At 52.3% G+C, this 17,362-nt stretch carries 19 protein-coding genes; 13 read left to right on the top strand and 6 right to left on the bottom strand.

What is annotated here, in order from left to right:
- The first annotated feature begins 181 nt into the window (after window positions 1-181).
- A complete protein-coding gene (locus AC5JPW_RS08355) occupies window positions 182-664 on the top strand; it encodes a glutathione peroxidase (protein WP_494239505.1) in 483 nt (160 codons plus the stop codon).
- A 141-nt stretch (window positions 665-805) separates the two neighbouring features.
- Here the strand turns inward: AC5JPW_RS08355 and AC5JPW_RS08350 are convergent, their stop codons facing one another.
- On the bottom strand, window positions 806-2,008 hold the full coding sequence (locus tag AC5JPW_RS08350) for a pyridoxal phosphate-dependent aminotransferase (protein ID WP_494239503.1): 1,203 nt from the start codon (window positions 2,006-2,008) through the stop codon (window positions 806-808).
- A 354-nt stretch (window positions 2,009-2,362) separates the two neighbouring features.
- Between AC5JPW_RS08350 and nac the strand changes: the two genes are divergently transcribed.
- From nac to AC5JPW_RS08320, 6 genes are all read left to right on the top strand, one after another.
- A complete protein-coding gene (nac, locus tag AC5JPW_RS08345) occupies window positions 2,363-3,286 on the top strand; it encodes a nitrogen assimilation transcriptional regulator NAC (RefSeq protein WP_494239501.1) in 924 nt (307 codons plus the stop codon).
- 113 nt (window positions 3,287-3,399) lie between these two features.
- Window positions 3,400-3,807 (top strand): biotin/lipoyl-containing protein, encoded by a 408-nt coding sequence (locus AC5JPW_RS08340; RefSeq protein ID WP_494239499.1) that lies wholly within the window; start codon window positions 3,400-3,402, stop codon window positions 3,805-3,807.
- Window positions 3,808-3,929: 122 nt separating this feature from the next.
- Window positions 3,930-4,682, top strand: a complete 753-nt coding sequence (locus tag AC5JPW_RS08335; protein ID WP_494239497.1) for an SDR family oxidoreductase — start codon at window positions 3,930-3,932, stop codon at window positions 4,680-4,682.
- 22 nt (window positions 4,683-4,704) lie between these two features.
- Window positions 4,705-5,400, top strand: a complete 696-nt coding sequence (locus tag AC5JPW_RS08330; RefSeq protein ID WP_494239496.1) for an amino acid ABC transporter permease — start codon at window positions 4,705-4,707, stop codon at window positions 5,398-5,400.
- Between the two features lie 5 nt (window positions 5,401-5,405).
- The gene (locus tag AC5JPW_RS08325; RefSeq protein WP_494239495.1) at window positions 5,406-6,176 is read left to right on the top strand and encodes an amino acid ABC transporter permease; all 771 of its coding nucleotides are present in this window, start codon (window positions 5,406-5,408) and stop codon (window positions 6,174-6,176) included.
- Complete coding sequence (locus AC5JPW_RS08320) at window positions 6,173-6,907, top strand: amino acid ABC transporter ATP-binding protein (protein WP_494239493.1); 735 nt, start codon at window positions 6,173-6,175, stop codon at window positions 6,905-6,907. The genes AC5JPW_RS08325 and AC5JPW_RS08320 overlap by 4 nt, the downstream gene beginning before the upstream one ends.
- A 24-nt stretch (window positions 6,908-6,931) precedes the next feature.
- On the opposite strand, the gene AC5JPW_RS08315 is transcribed toward AC5JPW_RS08320, so the two are convergent.
- The 4 genes from AC5JPW_RS08315 to AC5JPW_RS08300 are packed head-to-tail and all read right to left on the bottom strand — an operon-like array spanning window position 6,932 to window position 9,897.
- A complete protein-coding gene (locus tag AC5JPW_RS08315) occupies window positions 6,932-7,696 on the bottom strand; it encodes a GGDEF domain-containing protein (protein ID WP_494239492.1) in 765 nt (254 codons plus the stop codon).
- Window positions 7,690-8,106: a DUF1987 domain-containing protein gene (locus tag AC5JPW_RS08310; protein WP_494239491.1), complete on the bottom strand. Its 417-nt coding sequence runs from the start codon at window positions 8,104-8,106 to the stop codon at window positions 7,690-7,692. The genes AC5JPW_RS08315 and AC5JPW_RS08310 overlap by 7 nt, the downstream gene beginning before the upstream one ends.
- A complete protein-coding gene (locus AC5JPW_RS08305) occupies window positions 8,099-8,680 on the bottom strand; it encodes a SiaB family protein kinase (protein ID WP_494239489.1) in 582 nt (193 codons plus the stop codon). Before AC5JPW_RS08305 ends, AC5JPW_RS08310 begins: the two co-directional genes overlap by 8 nt.
- A 5-nt stretch (window positions 8,681-8,685) precedes the next feature.
- On the bottom strand, window positions 8,686-9,897 hold the full coding sequence (locus AC5JPW_RS08300) for a SpoIIE family protein phosphatase (protein ID WP_494239488.1): 1,212 nt from the start codon (window positions 9,895-9,897) through the stop codon (window positions 8,686-8,688).
- 555 nt (window positions 9,898-10,452) lie between these two features.
- Here AC5JPW_RS08300 and AC5JPW_RS08295 point away from each other — a divergent pair.
- From AC5JPW_RS08295 to AC5JPW_RS08285, 3 genes are all read left to right on the top strand, one after another.
- Entirely contained in the window at window positions 10,453-11,523 is a 1,071-nt protein-coding gene (locus AC5JPW_RS08295) for a helix-turn-helix transcriptional regulator (protein ID WP_494239486.1), read from the top strand.
- 206 nt (window positions 11,524-11,729) lie between these two features.
- Window positions 11,730-12,389: a hypothetical protein gene (locus AC5JPW_RS08290; RefSeq protein ID WP_494239485.1), complete on the top strand. Its 660-nt coding sequence runs from the start codon at window positions 11,730-11,732 to the stop codon at window positions 12,387-12,389.
- A gap of 164 nt (window positions 12,390-12,553) precedes the next feature.
- Entirely contained in the window at window positions 12,554-13,243 is a 690-nt protein-coding gene (locus AC5JPW_RS08285) for a hypothetical protein (protein ID WP_494239484.1), read from the top strand.
- A gap of 6 nt (window positions 13,244-13,249) precedes the next feature.
- On the opposite strand, the gene AC5JPW_RS08280 is transcribed toward AC5JPW_RS08285, so the two are convergent.
- Window positions 13,250-14,263 carry a malate/lactate/ureidoglycolate dehydrogenase gene (locus AC5JPW_RS08280; protein ID WP_494239483.1) on the bottom strand — a complete coding sequence of 338 codons (1,014 nt, stop codon included), beginning with the start codon at window positions 14,261-14,263 and terminating at the stop codon, window positions 13,250-13,252.
- A gap of 265 nt (window positions 14,264-14,528) precedes the next feature.
- On the opposite strand from AC5JPW_RS08280, the gene AC5JPW_RS08275 reads away from it, so the two are divergent.
- Genes AC5JPW_RS08275 through AC5JPW_RS08265 form a run of 3 tightly spaced genes read left to right on the top strand, consistent with a single transcriptional unit; the run spans window position 14,529 to window position 17,205 of the window.
- Entirely contained in the window at window positions 14,529-15,503 is a 975-nt protein-coding gene (locus AC5JPW_RS08275; RefSeq protein ID WP_494241171.1) for an ABC transporter substrate-binding protein, read from the top strand.
- A gap of 21 nt (window positions 15,504-15,524) precedes the next feature.
- Window positions 15,525-16,367, top strand: a complete 843-nt coding sequence (locus tag AC5JPW_RS08270; protein WP_494239481.1) for an ABC transporter ATP-binding protein — start codon at window positions 15,525-15,527, stop codon at window positions 16,365-16,367.
- Window positions 16,339-17,205 (top strand): ABC transporter permease, encoded by an 867-nt coding sequence (locus AC5JPW_RS08265; RefSeq protein ID WP_494239479.1) that lies wholly within the window; start codon window positions 16,339-16,341, stop codon window positions 17,203-17,205. The genes AC5JPW_RS08270 and AC5JPW_RS08265 overlap by 29 nt, the downstream gene beginning before the upstream one ends.
- Window positions 17,206-17,362 lie beyond the last annotated feature (157 nt).

Genomic DNA, 17,362 nt, shown 5'->3' with positions numbered 1-17,362 from the left:
CTAAAAATCACCTGCTGTTGTTCTTTTCGTTCGACTTTGCAAAGATATCTTGCACACGATTCCAGACCTGCCATGTACTCAGGAACCGGATCAACTCCCACCCCCCCTGACCTGTGTCCCGGCGGCAATGCGCTGCGTGGCAATATCGGCGTTGAACGGGGTCTGCTTTGAGGATTCCTATATGACCACCTTTCATCAACTTACAGCCACCAGTCTGGGCGGACAGCTTATCTCTATGGCTGACTACGCAGGGAAGGTGGTTTTGGTCGTTAATACCGCCAGCCATTGTGGCTTCACGCCACAATACGCAGGCCTTGAAGCGCTCTATAAGAAATATGCTGCCCAGGGTTTGGTGGTGCTTGGTTTCCCCTGTAACCAGTTTGGTAAACAGGAGCCTGGCAGCGCCGACGATATCGCGAAAACCTGTCACATTAATTACGGTGTGAGCTTTCCGATGTTCGAGAAAGTCGAGGTCAACGGAACTGCCGCGCACCCGCTGTTTCGTTATCTGAAAACCGAATTGCCCGGCGTACTGGGTGGGCGGATTAAGTGGAACTTCACTAAGTTCCTGATCGGACGTGACGGGAAACCGCGCAAGCGTTTTGCTCCGTTTACCACCCCGGAGAAAATGGAAGTCGCAATCCTTGCTGCACTTGAAAGTTAACTATTTCGGTAATTCAAAACCTTCAATTTTAAAGCGCTTCGAAAAACGCATTATTCGGCGGAGAAGCGCTCCGCAAGAAATGACCCTGGTGTGAACGGAACAACCCGCCGACTCAGCAGATTGTTCCCCGGCAATATGGCCTCAGCGACAGCCTTCACAAAATGCGGCCAGCCGCTCACACCCCGTCTGTAAACGCTCCATACTGGTCGCGTAAGAGAGACGAATATAGGGGCTCATACCGTAAGCTGCACCTGGTACAGAAACCACGTGCTGTTCCTCAATCAGCGCCATCACAAAATCGGCATCGCATGCCAGGACGCGTCCACCGGCGCTGGTTTTGCCAATAAAGGCCGCGATATTCACAAAGAGATAAAACGCTCCCTGTGGTTTATGGCAGCTCAGTCCCGGAATGGCGGCGAGTTTGCTCAGCACAAAATCCCGGCGCATTTTATAAATTGCCGCACGCTCCTGTAGCAAATCCTGCGGGCCATCCAGTACGGCAATCGCGGCAGCTTGCGTCAGGGTAGTGATTCCCCCGGCGTTCTGGGTGTTCACATTGCTCATCGCCTTAATCAGCGGCTCTGGCCCGCCGCAAAAACCCAATCGCCAGCCGGTCATGGAATAGGCTTTTGATACGCCATTCACCGTTAGCACTCGGTCATACAAACGTGGTTCAACCTGGGCGAGCGTCAGAAACACACAGTCGTCGTAAATCAGGTGTTCGTAAATATCATCGGTCAGGATCCAGATGTTGGGATGCGCCAGCATCACATCAGCGATACCTTGTAACTCCTCGCGGCTGGCAACGGAACCGGTCGGGTTGCTCGGGTAATTGAGCAGCAGCCATTTGGTTTTATCGGTAATGACGTTGGCAATATCAGCGGGCAGTGGCTTAAACCCATGCTCTTCTTTACAGGCTACAGGCACCGGCACTGCTCCGGCAAAGCGGACGATATCGGCGTAGCTGATCCATGACGGGGTGGGGATGATCACTTCATCTCCTGGATTCAGCGTTGCCATCATGGCGTTAAAGATTATCTGCCGAGCACCGCCCGCAGTGATGATTTGGCTGACCGCGTAATCCAGCCCGTTATCGCGTTTGAATTTGCGCTGGATGGCTGCGCGTAACGCTGGCGTGCCATCGGTGGGCGGATAACGGGTATCACCGGCAAGTGCCGCAGCATAGGCCGCTTCGATTGCGTGCGGTGGCGTCGGGAAATCTGGCTCACCCGTTGAGAGTCCCACAACATCAATTCCTTGTGCGGCAAGGTCGCGCGCCTTTTGCGTCATCGCCACGGAGGCTGAGATGGCTATGTTTTTCAATCGATCGGCTATTTGAGGCATATCACAGGGGTTCCAGTAGATTCAGCGGGTGCCGCGCTAAGGCTCGGCGGGTGTGGGTTCTGCCAGAAAAGGATAGGGAACAGGCCAGGCGGGGAGCTAATACTGCTTTGTTGTGGGGACATAATACAAAGCAATGACTGGGTGACGAACAGGAGCCAGCGTGAGGCAAGAAACGGCAATATTGCACTCTGGCGGTGCGTTAAAACCACGGCGGGGCGCGGAGTTGTGCGTACCATGCTGCCTGGCATTGCAATAACGCCATAAGTAGCGTGTGTGGATAGATAAACAGAGCGGCGACCAGAACTGGCACACCCATTGCTTTATTGATGAGAAAGCCACCACTGGAGAGAAGCCATGAATCTGCGTCGTCTGAAATATTTCATTAAAATTGTCGATGTGGGTAGCCTGACCCAGGCGGCGGATATTTTGCATATTGCGCAGCCTGCGCTGAGCCAGCAACTGGCGACCCTCGAAGGGGAGGTGAATCAGCAGCTCCTCATCCGCACCAAGCGTGGCGTGACGCCGACGACCGCAGGTAACATTTTGTATACCCATGCTCAGGCAATTATGCGCCAGTGTGCACAAGCGCAGAGCGCCATTGACCGTTCCGGCATGGAACTCTGTGGTGATGTTTCTGTAGGGCTGGCACCCGGCACGGCCGCGCAGCAGCTTGCCATCCCATTGATGAAAGAAGTGCAGCGCCTGCATCCGGGCATCACACTCTATTTCAATGAGAACTTTGGTACCACCTTGAGTGAACTCATCATGAACGGGCGAATGGACATGGCGGTGATTTACGACAATCGTAATATTCACGGCCTGCGCTTTATTCCCCTGATGAAAGAGCACCTCTGCTTTGTCTGTCCGAATAGCCTCGACAAGCCGGTTAAAGAAATCGCCCTCGCCGGGGTGGCGCGTTACGACCTCTTCCTGCCACGCATTTATAACATCATGCGCAAAGTGGTGGACGATGCCTTCGTGAAAGCGGGGCTGACCTACAAAGTAGCCTGTGAAATTGAATCACAAACCACCCTCAATGCTGCACTCTCAGCCGGTATGGGTTGCACTATCATGCCAGAGTCAGCGGCGCGAGCCATGCTCAAAGCCTCAGAATCCTGGATGGCGAAAATCGTTGAGCCGGACGTGCATGCTTCATTGTCATTCTGTATCTCCGACCACCTGCCGCTTTCTGAACCCGCCGAAGCCGTCAAAGCCATCCTGCTCTCCCTGATGGCAAGTCGTACACCGGATAACCGCCCGCTGACGCTGGTGAGCTAATAAGTCTGCCTTATCACCGCAAAGCGAAACCCTCTTACGGATCAGGAGAGCCGCCGGGATACAGTGAAGAAAGACATTCACCGATGACGTTAGCGGACAGGAAAGACAACACTGTGACTCTCCAGGAATTAGAACAGCTGGCGCAGAGCCTGCGTGCCACCACGATTTCACATCTCGCGCTGAGCGGTAAAGACTGGTCAGTGCGTATGACCACCTTGCCGCGATCACCCTTCATGCCGCCTCCTGAAGAGGCAACCATTTTCACTGCTGTTTATTCGCCCGCGCCGGGTCTGGCCATGTTGCGCCACCCCATGCTCGCTGAGAATTTTATCGCTCCCGGTCAGCCCGTTAAGCACGGAGATGTACTGGCGCTCGTGAAGGTGGGCGTTGTCTATTTCCCGGTGCGTAGCCCTGTCTCTGGCATCTTCATATCGTTTGGAATCGATCATGGTGATGCAGTGGGCTTTGAGCGAGAAATTGCGAAAATTCAATGCGATAACCCCGTAAGGCCAGGGTTATAAGTCACCCTTATCGCCTCAAACCATTTATGTCTTATACCGACAAGACGTAACTGAATAGAGTCAAAAATACGTAACAGATATGACGCGGCGCAGATAGCCGACGTCCTGACAGGAGAGGCAATATGCCATTTTCAGATTACAAAATCGCCCTGGTTACTGGCGCATCAGCCGGGATGGGAGAAGCCATTGTTGAGCGGCTATGCCAGGAAGGGATCACGGTTCATGCTGTCGCCCGCCGCCGCGAACAACTGGCTGCACTGGCGGAGCGTACGGGCTGTATTCCCCATGCGCTTGATGTCGCTGACCTCGATGCACTGACCCGTTTATGCGGTGATTTGCAGGTCGACATTCTGGTGAACAATGCAGGTGTTTCCCGCCCAGGTTCGATTTTAAGTGCAGATGAAGAAGCCATTGATACACAGGTGGACGTTAACCTGCGCGCCGTTTTGCATCTTTGCCGCCTGTTGGTACCGGGGATGATGGCTCGCGATCGTGGTCATGTCATTAACATCACCTCGATTGCCGCTATTTATAACTTCAACGGTAACTCTATTTACCACGCCACCAAAGCGGGGGTGCATGCGCTGTCACGGCAGCTGCGCGTGGATTGCTACGGCAAGCGCGTCCGGATTACCGAAATCTGCCCTGGCCGTGTGGCCACGGATATTTTCGGCAACGTCTCTGGCGATCATGAAAATGCACACAAGCAGTTTATTGAAGGGTTTGAGCTACCCCAGGCGAAAGACATTGCCGATTGCGTGGCCTTCGCACTCAGCGCCCCTGTTGCTGTGAATATCAGCAATATTGAGATCCTGCCTACCTTGCAGGTACCGGGGGGACTTTCCACCATGCGACCTGACGAAAGCGCGGTCTGACAGGTTTGACTGGAGGCTCATTATGGCGCTCGATTTTAGTACTGTATTAACCGGCAGTTCAGGCGAGATGATCGTGCGTGGCGCGACCATCACCCTGGAGCTGGCGTTGGGCGCCTGGCTGCTGGCAATGTTCATCGCTCTGGTATTGCTGGTGGTTCGCTTGTCGGAAAAACGTATTGCCGTGCGGCTGGTGGCAGCCTACGTCTCGTATCATCGCAATGTACCTACGCTCATTCAGCTGATGATGTGGTACTTCGCGATTCCCACACTGTTACCGGAGTCGGTGCAGATGTGGATCAACGATTTTAACGCTGAGTTTCTCTTCTCCATGTTTGCCCTCGGTTTATGCCAGGCGGCCTATTTCTCTGAAGACATCCGTAGTGGTCTGCGTGCCATTCCGGAAGGGCAGAATGAAGCTGCCCGTGCACTCGGCATGGGTTATATGCGGGCAATGCGTTCGGTCATCCTGCCGCAGGGGATACGCAATGCACTGCCATCATTGATCAACCACACGGTACTGCTGTTTAAAAACACCAGTCTGGCGATGGTGATTGGTGTGACAGAGCTGACCTATGTCACGCGTGATATTGAAAACCAGACGTTCCGCACGTTTGAGGCGTATGCCATTGGAACGGTGGGGTATCTGGCAATGTCACTGCTTTTGATGGGGCTGGGTGCACTGTTGGGACGTCGTTTTCAACGCGTCTATGCGAGGTAAAGACCATGTTTGACGTTTTCACCATATTGCACGATCACGGCATGCTATTTCTGATGGGGCAGTATCCAAATGGCCCATTGGGCGGCGTACTGTGCACGCTGGTTATCTCTCTGCTCGCTGTGGTGCTCTCATTTCCGCTGGGCGTGTTGGTTGGGTTGGCGCGGCTCTCCCCCTGGAGATGGCTGAGCTGGCCCGCCGCCTGTTGGGTCTACACCTTACGTGGCATCCCATTAATGATGGTGGTGTTCTGGACTTACTTTTGCGTGCCGTTATTGATTGGACAAAATATCAGCGGCTTCTCCACCATGCTCTGTACGCTGGTGATTTATGAAAGTGCCTACATTGCGGAGATTGTGCGCGGCAGTATTCAGGCCCTGCCTTCCGGCCAGTATGAAGCTTCCCGTGCGCTAGGCATGAGCCATCTGAAAACATTGAGACTGGTTATATTGCCTCAGGCGCTGTTCAACGCACTACCAAGCCTGGTAAGTCAATTAGTGTCGATCATTAAAGACAGTACGCTGGGTTACGTGATTAACGTTCCTGAACTGACCTATGCGGCAAATCAGGTCAGCAATCAGCTACTGACCAAACCTTTCCAGGTCTTTGCAATTGTCGCTCTGAGTTATTACATCATCTGTTACAGCCTGACCTGGTTGGCCAACCGGCTGGAACGGGGGATCGTCAATAAGCGCATGCAAACGCCTGCGCGGCAGATAGACGCCCCGGAAGACACGGCATTTTTTGCTCCCCGCAACCTCAATAAGGAAACATCATGATCCCGATGATTTTGTTTAACCAGGTCAATAAGTGGTACGGCGAGTATCAAGCGTTGACCGATCTCAGTGCGGAAGTGAAAGCGGGCGAGGTGGTGGTGGTGTGCGGTCCTTCCGGATCCGGAAAATCGACATTGATCCGCACCGTGAATCGTCTGGAGCCTATCGAACAAGGACAGATCCTGTTTGATGGAATGGATATCCACGGGAGCAGCACACGGCTTAATCAATTGCGCACCCGTATTGGCTTTGTGTTCCAGAACTTTAATTTGTTTCCCCATGTCTCGGTACTGGAAAACATCATGATGTCGCCGGTTAAAGTATTGGGCATTAAGCGTTCTGAAGCACGAAAGCATGCCGGGGAGCTGCTGGAGCGAGTCGGACTGTCGCACAAGGCCCATGCCTATCCGGCGCAGTTGTCCGGCGGGCAGCAGCAGCGTGTCGCCATTGCTCGTGCCTTGGCCATGAAGCCGCCGGTAATGTTGTTTGATGAACCAACGTCGGCACTGGATCCGGAAATGGTGGGGGAGGTGCTGAGTGTGATGCGCTCGCTGGCGCAGGAGGGGATGACGATGATGTGTGTCACCCATGAAATGCATTTTGCCCGCGACGTAGCGGATACCATCTGGTTTATGGATCAGGGGCAAATTCTGGAAAAAGCGGAGCCGGAGCAGTTTTTCCGTGCACCGAAGCATCCTCGTGCCCAGCGATTCTTAAGCGACTTACTGAACTGACGGACAGCCCGCCAGTCGATAAGACTATCGGGCAAATACTGTTCCGGTGTGCAGTTGTACTGGTGGGCGGAAGAAGTCTTCATGCAGCACGACCTGATTTCGCCCACGTTTTTTTGCCATGTAGAGCGCAGCGTCCGAGGCACTGTAGAGCGTCTCAAAATCACTGTCTTTCGCGCCGAGACTGACGCCAAAACTGGCGGTCACCAGTTGTTGTGGCAGCACATCCAACGGTGAGGCATTCAGTGACGAGTGAATGTAGCTGGCGATAATCATCGCCTCTTCGATACGCGCTTCTGGCAGCAGAATAGTAAATTCTTCACCACCTACCCGACCAATGGATGCGCTCTCAGGTAGCGCCCGGCGAATGCGTGACACCAAAGCACAAATTACACGGTCTCCTGTCGGGTGGCCGTATTCGTCATTGATGCGTTTGAAATGGTCGATGTCCAGCAGGATCAGCGCAACGTTAGCCTGAGTCAGTGATTTATTGATCTGGTTAATGATGGCGCTGCGGTTAAACACGGCTGTCAGGGGATCGTGAGTCGCCTCATACTCGAGCTGAGCGGCCAGTTGTTGTAACTGCTCATTCATCCGGTTGAGTTCACGTTCAGCGCGATCGCTGCGGGTGATTAAGCGATAGGATTCGCGGATCAGGCGCTGATAGTGCTTCGCTACCGTCCACAATTTTTCGCGACAGTCATCTGCGGGAAGTTGGGCGTCCGCCGCCGCCAGTCGAGCATCTTCGAGTACGGAATATTCATCCTTGAAAAGCTCGTTAATATCTAGCATTCGTTGAGATCCGGGATGAGAACAACCGCCAGAGAAGTGAAGTCGATACGCAATTCCTCACCAAATTCCTCGGAAATATCGTCTTCTGCGTCGTAGTACCAGTAGAGTTCACACGGGGTGCCGTTTTTGGCAAACCCGTTCATGCATTCGAAAAGCTCAAACAACATCTTGGTGCTGGAGCTATTAAAATAGCTCAGGGCTACATGCAAGCGAACAGGCTCGCTGCTAGCCGGTTTTTCCTGTAACCAGCTCTCAATAGCCTGCAACAGTGGGCGAAAAAATGCCGCCGCATTTTCAGGCCAGGCTTCACCTTTAAGGACCAGACGCTGCGCTGAAAAATCGAAATTCACTTCCGGTGTGGCCTGCGTCGCAGCCTGCTCAATGGACGGGGTCAGTGTCACTTCAGTCATGGCAAAAAGTCGCCTTTAAATGAAAGGCGGACAGCGAACTGGCCGCCAGAGGATGAATGCGATACTCCAGCGGTACACTGGTATCCCGCGCCATAGTTAACAAACCGATATTCGCCCCTTTGCTGGTGGCAGGCGCTTCGCTGCGCAACCCTTGCTTCCAGGCGTCACGAATTTCTGCCTGGGTCATGGTGCGCAGTACTTCGAGGTTTGTCTTTAGCAGTGAGGATTCTTCCGGGCCCACCAGATTGGCAGTTTCGAGATAGTAATTTCCGTTATCGGTATGGAAGCACAGTGAACCAAATCGTAGCTCCTCCTGACCGGTACACATGAAACGCTCATCGGAGGAGTAACGCACAATATTCTGTCCCATCTCAATAAAGACGGAGAATAATTTGCGACGAGTCACCGATGAGGATTCGTTTTTATCCAGCCAGGCGCGAATAACGCCGCCCATCGACATGATGTTCTGCTGTGAAAAATATCCGGTATAAAAAAGCTCAACGGCGCTCTGGCGCTGAAGAGTAAAAAGGGGCAACAGTACGGCCTCTTTGACCTGTAGGTCGTTAATTTTCATTGTGTTCATCGCCAGCTAAAACCAAACCATGTCATGTCGTCACGCGACGGTTGCTTGCCCTGCCATTCGGTCAACGCGGCCTGAAGCGCCCCGGAGACCGCAGACATTGGCTGCCCACGTTGATCGGTCAACAATGACTGAATACGTTTCTTACCAAACATAATGTCGCGTGCGCCGCCAATTTGATCCGTCACACCGTCGGTGACCAGCAGAAGCTGATCGCCGGGCCGGAGTGGGCGCTGGTGGCGGCTCCACTGATAATCAGCAGGAGTATCGGTGTAACCAATACCCTTGCGGTCGCTATCCAGGTTATAGACCTCTTCGTCATCCACCCCGAGCATAAAGGCGTGCATGCGGGCGCTCGACCAGATGAGTTGCTCATTCTTCGTGTCCACAAACATCGCGATAGCGTCGCATCCGTCGTTAGACTGGCTGGAATCGTCGGTCGGATGTACCTGACTCAATGTCTGTTTAATGTAGTCATTGATGACAGCGAGCAGGCGTTCTGGCTCATTGGCTGACGCCACGCTGAGCGCTTTTTCCAGTGCAGAAGAGAAAATAAAGGTCATAAAGGCGCCGGGGACACCGTGGCCCGTGCAGTCAGCCAGCACCAGCAACCAGCCGTTTTCACAGCGCTGGAAGGCGTAAATGTCACCACCAACGCAGTCGCGTGGGTGCCAGTAAAGGCACCAGTCGGTGAGCGTTTTTTCGATGCTCTGACGCGAGCGGCTCAGCATGGATTCCTGAATCACGCGCGCATATTCAATACTTTGCATAATTTGCAGATGCTGTTTGGCCTGCAAATCAGAAACGGTGCGGATCAAATCAAGACCTAAACCAATGCCCATGTACTGATCGTTTTCCGTCAGGATAAAGCCTTCCGTAATGGCTTTATCGCCGGTCTCAATCACACGCTCGGCGAGGAAATCCAGCCCGGCGGTGGCATCAACGATCAGCGGCGTTTTATCCATAAACGCAATGCAGCTTTTCAGATCGTACAGCTCATGGAAAAACGGACGGCTCATCTGCGAAAGAAAAATATGACGGTTGATCATGCCGATCGGGCGGTTTTGCTCAAGAACTGGCAAACCAATCAATGATTTATGTTCATTGAACAGCGCCATTACCTGGATGTTATTGGCATCCGCAGTAACGTGGGGAACGGCAATGCGCAAGACGCCCGCATTGAGTTGTCGCGATGAGAGAGGTAAGTCCATGATCCTGATGCCGCTCCGTAATAAGAATAATCTTAGGATAAAGGCTGTTTGTTGCGGTTTTATTTCAACAGGTTACAGATGAGAACAACGGGAGATTATTGTTCCTAAAGCGAAACCGTGGCCGCTTTTCGTATGCCAAAAAAAAGCCCGCACTAAGTGGCGGGCAAATAATACTGGAAGCAATGTGAGCAATGTCGTACCGAATACCCGAGTGATTCACTCAACTATTCGGTAATGAGAAAGATAATCTTTATCATCTGATCTATCAACCCCAAATTTAGTGCAACATTTGAAAAAGTTTTGGGGGAACAACGTGGCGTGGTGACTCCAAAGTGAGATCAGGTCTTGAAGTGGACATTTTCTTGCTCAGGATGGTGCCTGGTCACAACGATGTACATACGGCAATGAAGGTTATGGATGAAAGTGTCTCTTCGCGTTGAGGTTTTTTCTTCTTAAAAGCGAAACCTGATTTCCAGGACTATTCTTAGTTTCAATCATGGTGCAGGTTTCCGTGGGCACGCAAACAAAAATAACATTGCACCTTCAGGTACAGATATGGCCCTTAAAGAAGAGAAACTGTACTCAGAAATTCTAGAGCTTCTCCTTGCCGCAACGCTCGAATCTCAGATGTGGTCCGGGGTGCTTGAAAAAATTGCCTTTCTGGCCGGGCATCAATATGCTGCATTACTTTTTTACGACAAGGGGAATGCACAACTGCTGACGGATGCATTGTTGTGCGAAGAAAAAGTCTTTACGGCCTATCGGGATGTGTTTCTGGCGCTGGATCCTGCCGAGAAGATATTAACCCAGGCCCCGGTTGGGCAGCTCTATCAGGACCGCGAGGTCCTGGGCGATAAATTTATTGCCTCAAGCGTTTATTACAATGAATTTCATCGCCCTAATGATATGAATTACCTGACCAGCGTGAAATTGAGTGCAGTCAATGGCTATGCCTGTTTTCTGTCACTGATGACCGCCAACGGAGTACTTTACCCGCAACAATCGCATTTTGATCTGTTTAAACGCCTTATACCCGCACTGATCGCCGCCAGCCATCTTCACGCACGGTTTGAGTCATTGCGGGAAAATTTAAAATATCAGAATGCGTTGCTTGATAACCATATTTACCCAGTATGGTTAGTGAACGACGCAGGCAGGGTGCTCTATGCTAACCGTCATGCAGAACATTATCAGGACCGTTACCGGGACAGTTGGGCAACCCGACACGATGCGCTGCATATCAACACCGACAGTAAAAAGCTAAAGCAGGCGATTCGGCGTGCCACGGTAACCGACTCACAGCCAAAAGCCGGTCTGTGTTACACGACAGATAGCAAGATGATACCGGTGCTGGTGCTCCCTTCAGCGCAATTGGTCGGGGTGGCCAGCATTATCATCCCCGTACCCATGCTGAGCGGTACGCCGCTTATCGATATCTTTGGACTCACTCCCAGCGAAAATGCCCTTGTTGGATTACTGATCCATGGGATGACCGCAGAAGAGTGTGCACTCCATTTACGTGTCTCCATTGCGACCGTGCGAACCCATCTGAGTGCGCTGTTCAGAAAAACCAATACTCGCAATCAATCTGAGTTGCTGCTGATTGCCAGAGCCGTCTACGGTTAATTTTTTCGCCTCTCATCTAAATGAATGAGATGATATTTCCCCGTCGAAATTATACTCGGATTTAACAGGGTAAACGGCTATCTACCATCGCTGAACATTAATGTCGGCAACCATGGCTGTTTCCTGCTGCCATCTTCTAAGGAAAGCTATTGCAAAATGGATGTGATTTAAAACATCTGTCGGTTGTCTATTGGCGAGGTTCTGTCATGTTAAGATTTTCAATATTACCTGTCATCGTCGCTACCTTTTTTTTAAGTGCTTGTTCATCTGATGAGTATAATAGCAGGGTGTATCATACGAGTTATCAAAAGCTGGATGTGACGGATACGGGGCAAAAGGTTATTGTCTCGGAACGTAATAACTCCAGGTTTATTATTACTTACTTGCACAATGAAAAAGGCTACTGCAGTAAATGCGCTGTCTATAAAGTTGCTGCGATGAATAAATCAGAACATGACATCGATTTTGGTGTGCGTAATTTTGATGTGAAAAATGGTAGCTCGCCCGTCATGCTGATGAGTTCTGCGGATGTGAGCAAAGTTCAGAGTGATAAACTGAGTTCCCACAACACCTTCTCGATGATTTCGGGGATTTTGATGGGCGTTGCGGCAGGCCTGACAAATCAACCCTCAGTGGCCACTGACTATACCAACTCGCTTGAACAAACATCTCAGCAGATTCAAAACGAATCTGACTTTATCAACACCAAATTCTCGAATGAATCATTAAATGAAAAGCGTCTCGCTCCGGGTGAAGGGTATGGCGGGGTCATTATTGCCCAAAATATCAATTTTGATTCGCCACTGTTTTTCCATGTCGTCATTGATAACGAAGTTCATGACGTTGAATGGAATAAAACAAAATGAAAATAATATTGATAGTGCTTAGCCTGACATGTTTATGTGCAGCCTCAACCTATGATGATCTCTTAAGTACGGGGAAAAAATATCAAACCCAACAAGAAAAAAATAATATTGAAAAACGGATTCTGGATAAATGTTCAGCCTGGGCGACGAAAGCGCCTGCAAAAGTGTCGCCAGTTAAAAGCAAAAAAAACTGCCCCAATCCGACGGTCGCGTACGAAATCGCCACCGGGGTGGGGGATGAGCGCCAGGGGCTGGAAACGTCGCCAGAATTTCTCATTCAGTACCATGGCTCTCTTGCTGCGGCCATAGAATTTTCAAAAGCACAAATCGCCGAGTATGACCGCTACGCCGCGTTGCCTGAAGAACAGGTACCCGCATGGGCCAGAGAGTTAGCCCGGCACGGTGCGGATGAATTTCGTGAAAAAATTATGCCAGCGCTGATGTGCCGGGCGGGGGTGGAGACGCCGGACCCGGCCAACGCAATGCCAGCAGAATGCTCGCCTGACATCATGAAACAACTGGCGAGCAATAAGAGTGGAAAGCAGAAAAAAAGTGTTCAGGCGAGCCAACCGAGTGATGAAAACCTTGATTACACCGGCAAATCCTGCGCCTGGTTCGTTGTCAAGGATGCCCAGAGTTGCCAGTCGCGCGTCTGCTTTTATTCTGAAGGGCAGTCAGTCTCTTATGGCAAAAGGGCTTACCGCTGCCAGTCCGGGCGCTGGTCGTCGATACGCGACTGCACGCAGTCAACCAGTAAAAGCCGGGAGGGGGAGTGCGTAAATGATATTCGCCGTGATTTTGGCATCCCCCAAAACAAAGAAACGCCCGCGCAGAAGGTGCTGCTTGATGAGTAAATGGACCTACTGCGCCAGCGCTTCAAACTGCTGCCAGCTCACCTCATCAATATGAATCCCATTTACCACACGTTGCTCCCAGGCGCGCGCTTCCGGTTCACCCGGAAGCATCACATCGCGCCCTTCCTGCCCCTGGTGCATCCAGTCGAGTTGCGCGAAAACCTCGTTGGCATACTCTTCACCTGCACCCAGACGGGCCGGGTCGATAATTATCGACAACATATTATTAATAATCCCCTGACGCGGCGGGATCTGATGACTCTCGGTCTCGCCACCGCTCAGTGCTGCCCCCAGCAGGCTACAAATCAGCGATAGCCCAGCGCCTTTATGGCCGCCGAAGGCCAATAGTGCGCCGCGGGGATCTTCCATCAACCAACGTGGGTCTGTTGTCGGCTGGCCGTCGGCATCCACCGCGCAACCTTCCGGTATCGCCCGACCTTCATTCCAGGCGATACGCGCTTTATTTCCGGCAATAGCGCTGGTCGCGAAATCGAGGATCACGGGTCTGCGCCCTTCAACCGGTACGCCCACGCAAAACGGATTTGTCCCCAGACGTGGATGACGACCGTCAAAAGGCAGAACCGCAGACGGAGCCGCTACATTGGCAAAATGGATGGAGACCAGCCCCGCATCGGCAACCTGTTCTGCCCAGGCACCAATGCGCCCAAGATGATGCGAATCCGCAAGGCTAATCACCGCCACGCCAAACTGCTGTGCACGTTCTATACCCGCTTCCATCGCCTTTTGCCCCAGCACCTGGCCGAATCCGTGTTCGCCATTAAAAGAGAGCAGGGGGCCTGCATCACGTACCACGCGCAGTTGTGCAGTCGGATTCAAATCGCCTGCCAGAATGGCGCTAATATAGCGCGGCAGCAGGGTGACACCGTGCGAGTCATGACCTTTAAGGGAGGCATCGACCAGGTTATTGGCCACCAGGCGGGCACTTTCCGCTGGCGTATTCACACGCACAAGATGATGCTCCAGCAGTGTGCGTAATTGCTGGTGGGATAATACAGGCATAATTAATCTCACTGAAACCAGGGGTTATACAGCGGACTATAACGAGGATGTTTTTTTTACATAACCATCAAAATTGACTTAGCTTTGCCGATTTTTAACTTACATGAGCAAATAAACAGAATAAAAAATCATATTTAATTTTCAGAAAAGCATTGCGAATAAAATCATTTCCTTTTTAAGCGCCTCGCGGCCAATCATTTTGCCCATATTGATTACACACCTTTGGGATAATGAGATGAATAAAATGAAAACGGTCGCCAGCGCCATGCTTGCCGTCGCGCTAAGTGGCCTGAGCGCGTCTGCCCTGGCAGAAGGGAAAATCAGCATTGCGCAGCAGTTTGGTATTGGTTATTTAATTCTTGATGTTGTACGTGACCAGCAACTTATCGAGAAAGAAGGTAAAAAAGAGGGGCTGGATATTGACGTCGACTGGCGCACCATCTCCGGGGCGACCGGCATGAATGAAGCCCTGCTGTCTGGTGCACTGGACGTGGCCTCCGCAGGCGTACCGCCGCTTTTGACCTTGTGGGACCGCACCAAAGATAAGCAGAACGTAAAGGCCATTGCCTCACTGGGTTCCATGCCGAATTATCTGTTAAGCAATAATCCCAACGTAAAAACCATCAAAGATCTGACCGATAAAGACAGAATTGCGGTGCCTGCCGCAGGCGTCGGTTTCCAGTCTCGTACATTACAAATTGAAACCGCGAAATTATATGGCGACGACGACTTTAAGCGTTTTGATAAAATAAGCGTCAGCCTGCCTCATCCCGATGCCAGTGCGGCGTTAATTGCGGGTGGTTCAGAAATCAGTACCCATTTTTCCAGCCCGCCCTTCCAGTACCAGGCGCTGGAACACAGCAACGTTCATAAAATATTGAGTTCGTATGACGTCTTAGGCGGCCAGGCGACATTTAACGTGCTCTATACCACGCAAAAATTCCACGATGAAAATCCTAAGACCTATAAAGCGTTTTATCGCGCGTTGGGAGAAGCTGCAAAAATTATCAATGCTGATAAAAATGCGGCGGCTGAAACCTATATTCGGGTAGAGAAATCCCGCCTGCCGTTACCGCTGGTACAAAAAATCGTTAATGATCCGGAAATCAGCTTCACCATTTCCCCGGAACTGACCGGCGTGTATGCCGAAAAACTCCATGAACTCGGCGTGTTGAAAAACAAAGCCGCCTCCTGGAAAGACTATTTCTTTAACGAAGCGTGGGAAAACCCAGGCAGTTAAGCCCTGACAGGGGAGATTCTGATGGTACAAACGACCAACGACGGCCCGTTGCTGCAGGTCAGGAACGTGGATATCGAATACCGGACCCGCGAGCGCCAGGTGCGCGCCACGCACGATGTCAGTTTTGACGTCTGGCCTGGCGATCGTTTTATTCTGCTGGGGCCGTCGGGGTGCGGAAAGTCCAGCTTGCTGAAAGCGGCCGGGGGATTTCTTGCGCCACGCAGTGGCGAAATGCTGCTGGAAGGGCAGGCGATTCGCGCACCCGGTCCGGAACGGATGATGGTGTTTCAGGAGTTTGACCAGCTTCCTCCCTGGAAGACGGTGCTGGAGAACGTGATGTTCCCGCTGCTGGCGAGTCGCAAGGCGAGCAAATCAGAAGCGCGTGACACGGCGCTGCACTTTCTCAATAAAGTGGGGCTGGCGGATTTTGCCAACGTGATGCCGCATATGCTTTCCGGCGGTATGAAGCAGCGCGTGGCTATTGCCCGTGCGCTGGCGATGAAACCGCGCATCCTGCTGATGGATGAACCCTTTGCGGCACTCGACGCACTCACCCGCCGCACTATGCAGGAAGAGCTGCTGGCGCTGTGGGAAGAAGAACGCTTTACGCTGTTGTTTGTGACCCACTCTATCGAAGAGGCGCTGGTGGTTGGAAGCCGCATCCTGGTGCTCTCGCCGCATCCGGGCCGTGTTCGTGCCGAACTGAACTGCCATCAGTACTCTCTTGATGATTACGGTGGTGAGGACTTCCAGCACGCTGCCCTCCATATTCATGATTTATTATTCCCGACGACGGCGACCGAACCGCGCCCGGAGCAGAAAAAGGAGCGGGCCTATGTCGCAGCCACCTTACATTCGTCCTGAATTCGAGCGCGAACTTCCCCCATTACGCGACCTCTCCGTCGAGACACCGCTACCCCTCGGTCAGCGGATCTGGAACCAGACCTGGCTGCGTAAATCGCTGATCCTGTTGTTGGTTCTGGCGTTATGGGAGCTGGGGGCGCGCATTGCACAAAATGATTTGATGCTGCCAGGGGTTGTGCAGACGCTACATGCCCTGGTCGAAGATATGCGCAACGGCGAGCTTCCGGCGAAAATCGTGAACTCCTTTAGCACACTGATCAAAGGCTACGTGATTGGCAGTATCCTGGCGCTGGGGGCAAGTGCGCTGGCGGTCACCACCCAGTTTGGCCGCGATTTACTCAGCACGTTAACGGCGATGTTTAACCCGCTTCCTGCCATCGCACTTCTGCCGCTGGCACTTCTATGGTTTGGCCTGGGCAACGTCAGTCTGGTATTTGTGCTGGTGCATTCGGTGATGTGGCCGATAGCGCTCAACACCTGGTCCGGCTTTAGCAGCGTGCCGGAAACCCTGCGCATGGCGGGGCGCAATTATGGACTGAGTGGTCCACGTTATGTTCTCACCATTTTGATCCCGGCCTCGTTGCCCTCGATCCTCTCTGGCTTAAAGATCGGCTGGGCCTTCGCCTGGCGTACATTGATCGCCGCTGAACTGGTGTTTGGCGCCTCCAGTGGCGAGGGCGGACTGGGGTGGTACATTTTCCAGAATCGCAATGAGCTCTTTACCGACCGCGTGTTTGCCGGTCTGGTGACCGTCATCGCCATTGGCCTGTTGGTGGAAGGCGTGGTGTTTGCCACGCTGGAAAGAATCACCATTCGCCGCTGGGGAATGCAGCGCTAGTTCTGACCTCTTCAACGCCTGCCCGGCAACGTTTTGCTTGCCGGGCAGGCGTTTTGCTCTCCCGCCGTTTTTATCGCTTTTCCTGCAATACCCCTGGTGCTTTTGACGGTATTTGTCAGTAGTATCCGTACGGGCATTTTTTGCGTTACATTGGGAA

This window comes from Phytobacter sp., from assembly GCF_059074235.1.
This window is presented reverse-complemented; position numbering and strand designations above follow the sequence as displayed.

Excerpts from the sequence above, each read along its gene's own strand:
- AC5JPW_RS08355 (WP_494239505.1), top strand. The coding sequence starts at position 182 with ATGACCACCTTTCATCAACTTACAGCCACCAGTCTGGGCGGACAGCTT.
- AC5JPW_RS08350 (WP_494239503.1), bottom strand. The coding sequence starts at position 2,008 with ATGCCTCAAATAGCCGATCGATTGAAAAACATAGCCATCTCAGCCTCC.
- nac (WP_494239501.1), top strand. The coding sequence starts at position 2,363 with ATGAATCTGCGTCGTCTGAAATATTTCATTAAAATTGTCGATGTGGGT.
- AC5JPW_RS08335 (WP_494239497.1), top strand. The coding sequence starts at position 3,930 with ATGCCATTTTCAGATTACAAAATCGCCCTGGTTACTGGCGCATCAGCC.
- AC5JPW_RS08330 (WP_494239496.1), top strand. The coding sequence starts at position 4,705 with ATGGCGCTCGATTTTAGTACTGTATTAACCGGCAGTTCAGGCGAGATG.
- AC5JPW_RS08325 (WP_494239495.1), top strand. The coding sequence starts at position 5,406 with ATGTTTGACGTTTTCACCATATTGCACGATCACGGCATGCTATTTCTG.
- AC5JPW_RS08320 (WP_494239493.1), top strand. The coding sequence starts at position 6,173 with ATGATCCCGATGATTTTGTTTAACCAGGTCAATAAGTGGTACGGCGAG.
- AC5JPW_RS08315 (WP_494239492.1), bottom strand. The coding sequence starts at position 7,696 with ATGCTAGATATTAACGAGCTTTTCAAGGATGAATATTCCGTACTCGAA.
- AC5JPW_RS08310 (WP_494239491.1), bottom strand. The coding sequence starts at position 8,106 with ATGACTGAAGTGACACTGACCCCGTCCATTGAGCAGGCTGCGACGCAG.
- AC5JPW_RS08305 (WP_494239489.1), bottom strand. The coding sequence starts at position 8,680 with ATGAAAATTAACGACCTACAGGTCAAAGAGGCCGTACTGTTGCCCCTT.
- AC5JPW_RS08300 (WP_494239488.1), bottom strand. The coding sequence starts at position 9,897 with ATGGACTTACCTCTCTCATCGCGACAACTCAATGCGGGCGTCTTGCGC.
- AC5JPW_RS08295 (WP_494239486.1), top strand. The coding sequence starts at position 10,453 with ATGGCCCTTAAAGAAGAGAAACTGTACTCAGAAATTCTAGAGCTTCTC.
- AC5JPW_RS08290 (WP_494239485.1), top strand. The coding sequence starts at position 11,730 with ATGTTAAGATTTTCAATATTACCTGTCATCGTCGCTACCTTTTTTTTA.
- AC5JPW_RS08280 (WP_494239483.1), bottom strand. The coding sequence starts at position 14,263 with ATGCCTGTATTATCCCACCAGCAATTACGCACACTGCTGGAGCATCAT.
- AC5JPW_RS08275 (WP_494241171.1), top strand. The coding sequence starts at position 14,529 with ATGCTTGCCGTCGCGCTAAGTGGCCTGAGCGCGTCTGCCCTGGCAGAA.
- AC5JPW_RS08270 (WP_494239481.1), top strand. The coding sequence starts at position 15,525 with ATGGTACAAACGACCAACGACGGCCCGTTGCTGCAGGTCAGGAACGTG.
- AC5JPW_RS08265 (WP_494239479.1), top strand. The coding sequence starts at position 16,339 with ATGTCGCAGCCACCTTACATTCGTCCTGAATTCGAGCGCGAACTTCCC.